Annotated in this window: 10 protein-coding genes; 4 read left to right on the top strand and 6 right to left on the bottom strand. The window is 67.6% G+C overall.

The genetic code is table 11. The annotated features are described in order from the left end of the window. Window positions 1-135: 135 nt before the first annotated feature. From C8P69_RS01415 to kce, 3 genes are read left to right on the top strand one after another with little or no spacing between them, the layout of a single operon-like run. Window positions 136-615 carry an endonuclease domain-containing protein gene (locus C8P69_RS01415; RefSeq protein WP_170118087.1) on the top strand — a complete coding sequence of 160 codons (480 nt, stop codon included), beginning with the start codon at window positions 136-138 and terminating at the stop codon, window positions 613-615. Between the two features lies 1 nt (window position 616). After that, entirely contained in the window at window positions 617-1543 is a 927-nt protein-coding gene (locus C8P69_RS01410; RefSeq protein ID WP_108174071.1) for a 3-hydroxyacyl-CoA dehydrogenase, read from the top strand. Window positions 1544-1581: 38 nt separating this feature from the next. After that, window positions 1582-2514: a 3,5-dioxohexanoate:acetyl-CoA acetone transferase gene (kce, locus tag C8P69_RS01405; protein ID WP_108174070.1), complete on the top strand. Its 933-nt coding sequence runs from the start codon at window positions 1582-1584 to the stop codon at window positions 2512-2514. 99 nt (window positions 2515-2613) lie between these two features. Here kce and C8P69_RS01400 read toward each other — a convergent pair whose 3' ends face one another. From C8P69_RS01400 to C8P69_RS01390, 3 genes are read right to left on the bottom strand one after another with little or no spacing between them, the layout of a single operon-like run. Further along, on the bottom strand, window positions 2614-3627 hold the full coding sequence (locus C8P69_RS01400; RefSeq protein WP_245901825.1) for a transketolase family protein: 1014 nt from the start codon (window positions 3625-3627) through the stop codon (window positions 2614-2616). Next, the gene (locus C8P69_RS01395) at window positions 3624-4466 is read right to left on the bottom strand and encodes a transketolase (RefSeq protein ID WP_245901824.1); all 843 of its coding nucleotides are present in this window, start codon (window positions 4464-4466) and stop codon (window positions 3624-3626) included. The genes C8P69_RS01400 and C8P69_RS01395 overlap by 4 nt, the downstream gene beginning before the upstream one ends. A 55-nt stretch (window positions 4467-4521) precedes the next feature. Further along, entirely contained in the window at window positions 4522-5271 is a 750-nt protein-coding gene (locus C8P69_RS01390) for an SDR family NAD(P)-dependent oxidoreductase (protein WP_108174068.1), read from the bottom strand. Window positions 5272-5382: 111 nt separating this feature from the next. Between C8P69_RS01390 and C8P69_RS01385 the strand changes: the two genes are divergently transcribed. Beyond that, the gene (locus C8P69_RS01385) at window positions 5383-6285 is read left to right on the top strand and encodes a LysR substrate-binding domain-containing protein (RefSeq protein ID WP_108174067.1); all 903 of its coding nucleotides are present in this window, start codon (window positions 5383-5385) and stop codon (window positions 6283-6285) included. A 39-nt stretch (window positions 6286-6324) separates the two neighbouring features. On the opposite strand, the gene C8P69_RS01380 is transcribed toward C8P69_RS01385, so the two are convergent. The 3 genes from C8P69_RS01380 to C8P69_RS01370 all read right to left on the bottom strand — a co-directional run bounded on the left by C8P69_RS01380 (window position 6325) and on the right by C8P69_RS01370 (window position 11059). Beyond that, on the bottom strand, window positions 6325-7359 hold the full coding sequence (locus C8P69_RS01380) for a cobalamin B12-binding domain-containing protein (RefSeq protein ID WP_146167259.1): 1035 nt from the start codon (window positions 7357-7359) through the stop codon (window positions 6325-6327). Between the two features lie 176 nt (window positions 7360-7535). Next, window positions 7536-7904 (bottom strand): hypothetical protein, encoded by a 369-nt coding sequence (locus C8P69_RS01375; protein WP_108174065.1) that lies wholly within the window; start codon window positions 7902-7904, stop codon window positions 7536-7538. Between the two features lie 26 nt (window positions 7905-7930). Then, entirely contained in the window at window positions 7931-11059 is a 3129-nt protein-coding gene (locus C8P69_RS01370; RefSeq protein ID WP_108174064.1) for an efflux RND transporter permease subunit, read from the bottom strand. Window positions 11060-11062 lie beyond the last annotated feature (3 nt).

The raw sequence follows: 11062 nt of genomic DNA, 5'->3' as shown, positions 1-11062 counted from the left end.
TCCCCGCCGCAAGCGGGGGGAGGGGAAAAGGCGCTCAACGGCTCCGTCGCGGCGACCTTGCGCTCGTGGGCGGGGAATGGCTCCATTCCCCTCCCCCCGCTTGCGGCGGGGAGGGGTCAGGGGTGGGGGGCCGCGATGGAACGACGCCGCGATCACCGCATACCCATTGCCCGCCGCCTCAGACGCGAGGCGACATTTCAAGAACGACTCATCTGGAATGCCATCCGCCAGTTCGCCATTCCAGGCTTTCACCCGCGGCGGCAGGCACCGGTAGGCCCATACATCGTCGATTTTGCCTGCCACAGCCTGAAGATCGTTATCGAGATCGACGGCGACCACCACGGATATGGCGAGCAGGCCCAGCGTGATGCCTTTCGAGACGATGACCTCAGGTCGCGCGGCTACGAGATCATCCGCGTCAGCAACCACCACATCGCGGAAAGCCTGGACGGCGCCGTCGAGACCATTCTGGCGGCCTGCCTGATGCGCGGCAACACTTCGGCCCCGATCCCCTCCCCGCCGCAAGAGGTGCGAGGACAAGGTAGCCCAACCGCCGACGATCGCTTGGCTGCCTACGAGCAAAACACTGCGACAGATATCAAACGAGGGAACTGACATGCCGAAGGTCGCCATCATCGGATCGGGCCTGATCGGGCGGGCCTGGGCCACGGTCTTCTGCAGCCACGGCTGGACGACGGCGCTCTACGATCCCGTTCCCGGCGTCGCCAAGGCGGCCAAGGCCCATATCGCCCGGAACCTCAAGGAGCTCGCCGACCTCGACCTGGTGAAGGACCCCAAGGGCGCGGCGCAGAACCTGGTCGCCTGCGGCAGCCTCGCCGAGGCCCTCGCCGGCACCGCCCTCGTCCAGGAGAACGGGCCCGAGACGGTGGAGGCCAAGATCGCCATCCACACCGAGATCGACACCCTCGCCCCGGCCTCTGCCATCGTCGTCTCCTCGACCTCCTTTCTCTTCGCCTCGCTCTGGGCCAAGAATCTCAAGCACCGCTCCCGCGTGCTCGTCGCCCATCCGGTCAACCCGCCGCATCTCGTCCCCATCGTCGAGCTCTGTCCCTCGCCCTGGACCGATCCGAAGGTGGTCGAGAAGGCGCGCGGCCTCTATGCCCGCGCTGGCCAGGTGCCGATCATCGTGCGCAAGGAGGTCGACGGCTTCGTGCTGAACCGCCTGCAGGCCGTGCTGATGGCCGAGGCCTTCGATCTCGTCGGCTCGGGCGTCGTCTCGCCGGAGGACCTCGACAAGACCATTCGCGACGGGCTCGGCCTGCGCTGGAGCTTCATGGGGCCGTTCGAGACCATCGAGCTCAACGCCCCCGGCGGCATCCCCGACTACAATCGCCGCTACGGGCCGAGCCTCACCCGCCTCACCGGCCGCAAGGTCTTCACCTCCGCCAACGAGGCGGCGATCATGGCGGAATGGCCGGGCGAGCAGACGCCTGAGCGCATAGCCCGCCTGTCGAAATGGCGCGACAGCCGTTTGGCCGCCTTGAAGGCCCACAAGCGCGGCGCGAAGAAGAAACCGGCCTGATCCTCACCTGTCCCGCATGCCGACGTAAGGAGCCTCGCATGGCCAAGTCGAAGAAAGTCATCATCACCTGCGCCATTACCGGCTCGATCCATACGCCGACCATGTCGGAGCACCTGCCGGTGACCGCGCAGGAGATCGCCGAGAATGCGATCGCGGCGGCGGAAGCCGGTGCGGCCATCGTCCATCTTCACGCGCGCGACCCCAAGGACGGTCGGCCCGACCAGTCGATCGAGGCCTATGCGCCGTTCCTGAAGGTCATCAAGCAGGCCTCCAACGTCGCCATCAACATCACCACCGGCGGCTCGCAGACCATGACCGTCGACGAGCGGGTGAAGCCTGCCGCGCATTACGCGCCGGAGGTGGCGAGCCTCAACATGGGCACGATGAACTTCGGCCTCTACCCGATGCTCGATCGCTACAAGGAGTTCAAATATGACTGGGAGCGGCCCTATCTGGAGGGCTCGCGCGCCGGCATGTTCAAGAACACGCTCGCCGACATCGAATATATCCTCACCACCTGCGCCAACAACGGCACCCGCTTCGAGGTGGAGTGCTACGACATCGGCCATCTCTACACGCTGCGCCATTTCGCGGACCGCGGCGTGATCAAGCCGCCCTTCTTCATCCAGTCGGTCTTCGGCATCCTCGGCGGCATCGGCGGCCATTACGAGGACGTGGTGATGATGAAGCGCACCGCCGACCGGCTGTTCGGCGACCAGTACCAGTGGTCGGTGCTTGGCGCCGGGCGGAACCAGATGACCATCGCCGCCATGGCGCTGGCCATGGGCGGGAATGTCCGCGTCGGCCTCGAGGACTCGCTGTGGATCGGCCCGGGCAAGCTCGCGAAGAACAACGCCGAGCAGGTGACCAAGGTGCGCCAGATCATCGAGGGCATGGGGCTGGAGATCGCCACGCCAGACGACGCCCGCGAGATCCTCGGCCTCAAGGGCGGCGACAAGGTCAATTTCTGACGGGCGCGGCGCGCGCCAACCACGCAGGCGTCCTGGCGCGGCTCATGCGGCGCCAGGCGGGTTTGGAGCGTCGCGCCTCTCATGCGTTGGTGCGGGCGTTCAGCCCGCGAGCCAGGCCTTCAGGCTGGTGCAGATGGCATCGGTCGAGATGCCGTAGCGGTCGTGCAGGGTCGGCAGGGCGCCGGCCGCGAGGAATTCGTCGGGCAGGCCGATCTGGCGGAAGCGCGGGCTGAGACCGTTGCGCATCAGCAGCCCCGCCACCGCCTCGCCCAGGCCGCCGACAACCGTGTGGTTCTCGGCGACGACGACGAGGCGCCCGGTCTTGCCGGCTTCGGCAAGGATCGTTGCCGTATCGAGCGGCTTGATGGTCGGCGCGTGCAGCACGGCGACGCTGACCTTGTCGGCCGCGAGCTTTGCGGCAGCTTCCAGCGTGCGCATGGTGAGCAGGCCGGAGGAGATGACCAGCACGTCGGTGCCGTCGCGGATGACCTTGGCCTTGCCGATCTCGAACCTGTAGCCGTACTCGTCGAGCACCAGCGGCACCTGACCGCGCAGCAGGCGCATATAGACCGGGCCGCGATGGTCGGCGATGGCCGGAACCGCCTGCTCGATCTCATGGGCGTCGCAAGGGTCGATCACCGTCATGCCGGGAATGGCGCGCATCAGCGCCAGATCTTCGGTCGCCTGGTGGCTCGGGCCATAGCCCGACGTCAGGCCCGGCAGGGCGCAGACGATCTTCACGTTGCGGTCCTCTTCCGCGATCGTCTGGTGGATGAAGTCATAGGCGCGGCGCGAGGCGAAGACGGCATAGGTCGTGGCGAAGGGCGTGAAACCCTCGGCGGCAAGGCCCGAGGCGGCGCCGAACATGACCTGCTCGGCCATGCCCATCTGGTAGAAGCGATCGGGATAGGCCTGCGCGAAGATGTGCAGGTCGGTGTATTTGCCGAGATCGGCGGTCAGGCCGACGATTTCCGGCCGCTCCTTCGCGGCGGCGACCAGCGCATGGCCGAAGGGGGCGGGCTTCGTCCGCTGCCCCTCCCCCGCGATGGAGGCGATCATGGCGGAGGTGGTGAGCCGCGGCTTGCCCGATGATGTCAGGACGGGTTTGGTCATCCGAGCCTCCCGGCATCGAGCGCATCGAGCGCGAGCTTCCATTCATGCGCCTCGACACGGATGAAGTGGTTCTTCTCGCGCGCCTCCAGGAAGGGCACGCCTTTGCCCATGAGGGTGTCGGCAATGATCATCCGCGGCTTCGGCTCGCCATGGTCGCGGGCGGCGTCGAAGGCCTTCACCACCGCGTCGAGGTCGTTGCCGTCGACACGCTGGGTGTGCCAGCCGAAGGCCTCCAGGCGATCCACCAGCGGCTCGAAGCCCATGACCTGGGTCGAGGGCCCATCGGCCTGCTGGTTGTTGACGTCGACGATTGCGATGATGTTGTCGAGCTTGTGGTGGGCGGCGGCCATGATGGCCTCCCAGACCGAGCCCTCATCGAGTTCGCCGTCGGAGAAGAGGACATAGACGCGGCTGTCCGAGCCCTTGCGCTTCAGCCCCATCGCCTTGCCTACGGCGATGGAGAGGCCAAGGCCGAGCGAGCCGCCCGACATCTCCATCCCCGGCGTGTAGGCGGCCATGCCGGACATCGGCAGGCGGCTCTCGTCGCCGCCATAGGTCTCGAGCTCCTCGGCCGGGATGATCCCCGCCTCGATGAGCGCGGCATAGAGCGCGATGGCGTAGTGGCCGTTCGACAGGAGGAAGCGGTCGCGGCCCTCCCAGTCCGGGTCGTCCGGCCGGTAGCGCATGGCGTGGAAATAGGCGACGGCGAGCACGTCGGCGATGTCGAGGGCCTGGGCGATGTAGCCCTGGCCCTGGACCTCGCCCATCAGCACCGCGTTGCGGCGAATGCGATAGGCGCGCTCCGCCAGTTCCTTGTTGTGGCCGGGTGAGGCTGTCACGGGAGGCTCCGGACGGGTGGGAGTGCGGGTTGGCGCGACGGCCGCGATCAGTGGATCAGTGGATCAGCATGCCGCCATTCACGTCGATGACCGCGCCGGTGATGTAGGCGGAGAGGTCCGACGCGAGGAAGAGATAGGCTCCGGCGACATCGCGGGCCTCGCCCAGGCGCCCCAGCGGAATGCCGGCGGCGATCTCGGCCTTCATGGCCGGGGTCAGCTTGTCGCCGGTGATGTCGGTCTGGATGAGGCCGGGAGTGACGCAATTGACGCGGATACCGTCCGGCCCCAGCTCGCGGGCCATGGCCTTGGCGAGGCCGAGGACGCCCGCCTTGGCGGCGGAATAGTGTGGGCCGCCGAAGATGCCGCCACCGCGCTGCGCCGAGACCGAGGACATGCAGGCGATCGAACCGGCCTTGCGCGAGCGCATGTGCGGGATGAAGGCCTGGCTGAGGAAGAGGACGCCAGTGGTGTTGACCGCGAGGATCCGGTGCCAGTCGGCCTCGGTGATCTCCATCGTCTTCACCGGCTGGGTGATGCCGGCATTGTTGAGGAGGATGTCGACATGGCCAAAGGCTGAAATGACCTCATCGGCAGCCGCCTTGCAGGCCGCAGCATTGCTGACGTCGCAGGCGATGCCGAGATGGCCGGTGCCAAGGTCCGCGGCGGCCTCGGCGGCGGCCTTTGCGTCGATGTCGAGGATGGCGACGCGGGCTCCATGCTCGACAAAGAGTTTTGCGGTGGCGAAGCCGATGCCGCGGCGGCCGGCGCCGCCCGAAATGACGGCGGTCTTGCCCTTGAGCAGCATGCAATCCTCCCGATGACGTCTTCTTGGTTTGTCATCGCGTTCTCTCACGCGCGACTCCGCCCAACAAACGCATAATTTACAACCTCTTATGAATCTGATTCACCTGTCCGCATGCTTAATGTCCCGGTGAACCTGCTCAGGGTCTTCGAGGTCGCGGCGCGGACGGGATCGTTCCGCACCGCCGCCTCGCAGCTCGGCCTGACGCCGAGCGCCATCAGCCACGCGGTGCGCAAGCTCGAGGAGACGCTCGGCGTTCCGCTGTTCGAGCGCGCCGCCCGGAGTGTCCGGCTCACCTATGAGGGCGAGGTGCTGATGCGGCATGTCGGCCGCGCCTTCGACGACCTGCGCCGCGGCATGGAGGCCGTCTCAGCCCGTGCGCCGAGCCTGCTGCGCCTCCACTGCGCACCGAGCTTCGCGGCGCAGTGGCTGACGCCGCGCCTGCCGTCCTTCCTCGAGGCTCATCCCGGCACCGACGTTCGGCTCGCCGCCGGCACCGACTATACCCGCTTCACCTCGGACGAGTTCGACGCCGACATCGTCTATGGCGCGCCGCGGGCCGAGGGGCTGGTGGTCATGCCGCTGGGCGAGGAGACGATCACCCCGGTCTGCAGCCCCGCCCTTGCCGCATCCATCCGCGACGCGCGGGATCTCCTGGGGCTGTCGCTTATCCAGAGCGATACCAAACAGGTCCAGTGGTCGGACTGGTTCGCAGCACAGGGGGTGACGGAGACGCCGCGGATCGGCAGCCGCTTCGACCGCAGCTTCCTGGCGATCCTGGCGGCGGCGCAGGGGCTTGGCGTCGCGCTGGAATCAACCCGTCTGGTCGAGGCGGAGCTCGCATCCGGCCGTCTGGTCGCTCCGCTGGCGGAGCGCAGCAGGCCGGTGCGCTATGTCGGCCATTATCTCGTCCATCCCCGCCATACCCAGCCGCGCAAGACGCTGCGGCAATTCTCGGACTGGCTGCAGCAGCAATTGCTCCTGGCCCCCGTCGGGCCGCAGGGCGGCCACGCATAGCCCGGGCTGGGCCTGAGGCCGAGCCTCGCGGCCCCTGAGCTAGGCTCCGATGCGCGCCATGCGGGGCACCTGCTCCAGCAGGGCGATGGCCTGGTCAGGGTCGCGCGCGCCGAAATCAGCCCCAAGCGTCAGGGCCAGATCGGGATTTTCGGTGAAATGATAGCCCCCAACCACGACGCAGATGCGCGGATTGGCCGAGGCGTCCCGCAGAAGCGCGATGGTCGCGGCGATCTCGTCATTCGACATCTCGCCGCCCGCCGACAGGCCGACCGCATCGAACCATGTGTCGTGGACGCGATCGAGCAGCACGTGCCGCGGCGCCGAGCCGAGATTGTCGACCTGCCAGCCGGCGTGGCGAAAGTACTCCTCCACGACGGACACACCGAGCGAATGACCCCCGCCGGGCACAAGGGCGAGCAGGATGTTGAAGCCCTCGCCCCGCGCTTTGACATTGGCGCTGAAACTCGGCCCGAAGGAGCGCAGGAGCTGCTGGATGCGCGACAGTCCGACCGCAACGGAGACAAAGGTCACGCGGTCGCTGTCCCAGAGCAGGCCGAGATGCCGGGCGGCGCTGCAGAGAACCGAGGAGATGACCGCTTCAATGGGAAAGCCGTCGTCCAGCAGCTTCTCGACATAGGCGTCGGCGGCTGAATAGGGCTGCCGGATCAGGAGGTCGCAAAAGGCCTCGACCTCGGCATAGGAGAACGACGTTGCGACTGTGGTCCCGGGCTGCAGATCGTAGCCAGACCCCAGATCCGTCTGGTGCGCCGTCATCAGGCGCGGAATGACCTGGGTCTCGATGGCGCGCCTGAGCTGGCCCTGCCCGTTCGGGGAGAGAACGTCTCCGAGGGGATGAAGGATCTTGTGCGTGCTGGCCCTGGTCTCGCCTTCCGGCAAGGTCAGACACGTGTCGCCGCTGGACGATGGATGGTCGGTCCCTGCCATGGTGTTCCCCGTGGCGGGCTGTTTTCCGGAATGGCGCTTCGGCCTTATCGTCGCGTGCCGCAGGATAGCGATCAGGCAACCGGAAAACGTTGTCTCCCACCGCCTCCGAGTGAACCATCGGATGGCCAATGTGGCAACAAGCCTTTCACCACGTGACGAAAGGTCAATCAGCTGACCTCTGCGTTCATCGGGACAGTGTCAGTTCTCATGCCCAACGCAATGGAGGCTCGGGCCCAGGCGGACGCGGGAAGCGTCCACCGGGGCTCGGGGTTGTCATGGCCTGAAGCGCAGCCGCTTCGGCTGCGTCACGGCACGACGAAGCGCGCGCTGATCGAATGGTTGTGATTGTCGCGGCCGGAGATCACGACGCGCGCACCGCTTGCGAGCGGCGCCTCCAGCCGGCCAACGAGGCGGTTCGGACCGCTCGCGGCGAGCGCGACGTTGATGGTGCGTCCGCTATCCTGGACGACGGCGCGGACGGCCGAGCCCTCGACCGTCGAGACCTTGCCGTCGTGGAGCAGGTAGACGCTGATCTCGGCCGGGGCGACGACGAGTTCGACCTGGTGATCGGCGGGCCCGCCCACCATGCCGCCGTTGGGTCCGCGGGCCTGTGCCAGAGCCGCGCCGGTGGCGATGGCAAGGGCCAGGGCGGCGGCGATGAATGTCGTCTTCATGGGTGTCTCCTTCGGGAATTGAGGGGTCAATAGGCGTCGACGACGGCAGGGCCGGCCACGGGTCGCTGGTCGCGGGCGGCGATCAGCGCATCCAGAGGCCGGCGGCCGAATTTCAGGAACAGGACCGGGGTGAGGAAGGTGTCGAGCAGCGTCGCCGAGACGAGGCCGCCGAAGATCGTCACCGCGACGGGGTGAAGGATCTCGCGGCCCGGCTCCCCTGCCCCGAAGAGCAGCGGGACCAGCGCGAGCCCCGCCGACAGCGCCGTCATCAGCACCGGCGACAGCCGCTCCAGCGAGCCGCGGATGACGAGGTCGCGGCCGAACTGCTCGCCCTCGTAGAGCGCGAGATTGATGTAGTGGCTGACCTTGAGGATGCCGTTGCGCGCGCTGATGCCGGCGAGCGTGATGAAGCCGATCATCGAGGCCACCGACAGCGACTGGCCGGCGATCCACAGCGCCGCGACACTGCCGATGAGCGCGAGCGGGATGTTGGTGAGCACGATCGCGGTCAGCACGGCCGACTGGTAGCGCATGTAGAGGACCATGAAGATCAGCGCGAGCGAGACCAGCGACAGCGCGCCGATAACGAGCGTCGACTCCTCCTGGGCCTGGAACGTGCCCTCAAGGCTGGTGCCGTAGCCGCGCGGCAGGCTGGTCTCGGCCACGACCCGCCGCACATCGGCGATGATCGCCGCCATGTCGCGGCGGCCATCGGCATTGGCCGAGACGACGATGCGGCGCTGGCCGTTCTCGCGCAGGATCTGGTTCGGGCCGTCGCCCTCCTCGACGGATGCGATGAGGCGCAGGGGCACGAAGCCCTTCGGCGTCGGCACCAGCAGATTCGCCAGGCTTGCAGTTGATCGCTCGTCCTCGGCCAGGCGCACCACCACGTCGAAGCGGCGGTTGCCCTCGACGATCTGCGACACGACGCGGCCGTTCGACAGGCCCTCCAGCGCCTCGGTGATGGAGGCCGGCGTGATGCCATAGAGCGCGGCCCGCTCGAAGTCCGGGGTGATGCGCAGCTGCGGGATGAGCACCTGCTTCTCGGTGTTGAGGTCGACGAGGCCGGCGACGCCCTGAAGGCGCGTCTGGAGGGTCGCCGCCAGCGTCCGCAGCACATCGATGTCCTCGCCGAAGATCTTCACCGCGATCTGGGCGCGAACGCCCGAGAGCATGTGATCGAGGCGGTGGGCGATGGGCTGGCCGATGGCGACGTTGACCGGCAGCACCGACAGGCGGTTGCGGATGTCGGCGAAGACCTCCTCCTTCGACCGCGCCGACTTGGACAGGGCGACGTCGATCTCGGAATTGTGGATGCCCTCGGCATGTTCATCGAGCTCGGCGCGGCCGGTGCGGCGGCCGACGCTGCGCGCCTCCGGCACCTGCATCACCAGCCGCTCGGCAATGGCGCCAAGCCGGTCGGACTCGGCCAGCGAGATGCCGGGGTTGTACTGGACGTTGATGAGCAGCGTGCCCTCGTTGAAGGGCGGCAGGAACAGCCGGGGCAGCTGCACCGCCGCGGCCGCGGCCACCGCAATGCCCAGCGCCACCGCGGCGAAGAGCGTCTTCGGCCGGTCGAAGGCCCAGAGCAGCAGGCGCCGGTTGCCGGCCTTGAGGTGGCGGACTAGCCAGCCGTCCTTGTGCTCCCTGATCTTCGTGCGGGACAGCAGGTAGTAGGACAGGACCGGCGTCACCGTGATGGAGGTGACGAGGCTCGCCAGGATCGAGACGATGTAGGCAATGCCGAGCGGCGTGAAGAGCCGCCCCTCGATGCCGGACAGCGCGAAGAGCGGGATGAAGACGAGGACGACGATCATCGTCGCGTAGACGATGCCGGAGCGGACCTCCTGGCTCGCCGCCGCGATCACCGAGAGAACCGGCAGCGGCGACGCCTTCTCGGCATTCTCCTTCAGCCGCCGCAGGATGTTCTCGACGTCGACCACCGCATCGTCGACCAGCTCGCCAATGGCGATGGCAAGGCCGCCAAGCGTCATCGTGTTGATGGAGAGCCCCATCGCCTGGAAGACGAGCGCCGTCGCCAGGATCGAGATGGGGATGGCGGTGAGCGAGATGATCGTCGCCCGGACGTTAAGCAGGAAGAGGATGAGGATGACGGCCACCACCGCCGCAGCCTCCAGCAGCACGATCTGCACGTTGCGGACCGATGTCTCGATGAAGGTCGCCTGCCGGAACTGTACCTGATCGGCGCGCACCCCCTCGGGCAGGGTGCGCTGGATCTCGGCCAGGCGCGCCTCGACCGCGCGGGTCAGCGTCACCGTGTCGGCGGAGGGCTGCTTCTGCACGCCGACGATGACGGCGGGCGCACCCTGATAGCCGGCATCGCCCCGCTTCGGCCGCGCCGCGAAGTCGACGCGCGCGACCTGGCGCAGGAGGATCGCCGTGCCGTTCGGGGTGGAGACGACGAGGTTGCGCAGGTCCTCCAGCCTGTTGGTCAGGCCAATGGCGCGGATGAGGTATTCGCGCGAGTGCTGGTCGACGAAGCCGCCGCCGGTATTGGCGCCGAAGCGCTGCACCGCCTGCTCGATCTGCTGTGGGGTCACCGACAGGCGCGTCATCGCCACGGGATCGGGCGTGACGCGGTACTGCCGGACCTCGCCGCCGATGGGGATGACCTGGGCAATGCCGGGAATGGTCAGCAGCTGCGGCCGGATGACGAAATCGGCGATCTCGCGCAGATCCATCTGGCTCGTGCCGGTCGCCGTCATGGCGATGAGCATGATCTCGCCCATGATCGAGGAGATCGGCCCCATCTGCGTCTGGACGCCGCGCGGCAGGCGCGCCTGCACCAGCGAGAGGCGCTCTGCCACCTGCTGGCGGGCCCGGAAGATCTCCGTGCTCCAGCCGAACTCGACATAGACGATGGAGAGCCCGACGCCGGACACGGAGCGAACGCGTTCCGCGCCGGGCATGCCGTTCATAGCCGTCTCGATCGGATAGGTGATGAGCTGCTCCACCTCCTGCGGGGCGAAGCCCTCGGCCTCCGTCATCAGCACCACGGTCGGCCGGTTGAGGTCGGGGAAGACGTCGACGGGCAGCCGCGGCACGACGAAGGAGCCGTAGGCGATGAGAAGCATCGCCGCAGCGATGACGAAGAGCCGGTTTCTCAGGCTCGCATTGACCAGGATGTTGAACATGGC

The organism is Phreatobacter oligotrophus, assembly GCF_003046185.1.
Classification (GTDB): domain Bacteria; phylum Pseudomonadota; class Alphaproteobacteria; order Rhizobiales; family Phreatobacteraceae; genus Phreatobacter; species Phreatobacter oligotrophus.
Note: the sequence above shows the minus strand (reverse complement) of the source record. Positions and strands in the feature narration are given on the sequence as shown.

What these genes read in the sequence shown, in the direction of transcription:
- C8P69_RS01410 (WP_108174071.1), top strand. Translation starts at nt 617, where the DNA reads ATGCCGAAGGTCGCCATCATCGGATCGGGCCTGATCGGGCGGGCCTGG.
- kce (WP_108174070.1), top strand. Translation starts at nt 1,582, where the DNA reads ATGGCCAAGTCGAAGAAAGTCATCATCACCTGCGCCATTACCGGCTCG.
- C8P69_RS01400 (WP_245901825.1), bottom strand. Translation starts at nt 3,627, where the DNA reads ATGACCAAACCCGTCCTGACATCATCGGGCAAGCCGCGGCTCACCACC.
- C8P69_RS01385 (WP_108174067.1), top strand. Translation starts at nt 5,383, where the DNA reads ATGCTTAATGTCCCGGTGAACCTGCTCAGGGTCTTCGAGGTCGCGGCG.
- C8P69_RS01415 (WP_170118087.1), top strand. Translation starts at nt 136, where the DNA reads ATGGAACGACGCCGCGATCACCGCATACCCATTGCCCGCCGCCTCAGA.
- C8P69_RS01375 (WP_108174065.1), bottom strand. Translation starts at nt 7,904, where the DNA reads ATGAAGACGACATTCATCGCCGCCGCCCTGGCCCTTGCCATCGCCACC.
- C8P69_RS01390 (WP_108174068.1), bottom strand. Translation starts at nt 5,271, where the DNA reads ATGCTGCTCAAGGGCAAGACCGCCGTCATTTCGGGCGGCGCCGGCCGC.
- C8P69_RS01370 (WP_108174064.1), bottom strand. Translation starts at nt 11,059, where the DNA reads ATGTTCAACATCCTGGTCAATGCGAGCCTGAGAAACCGGCTCTTCGTC.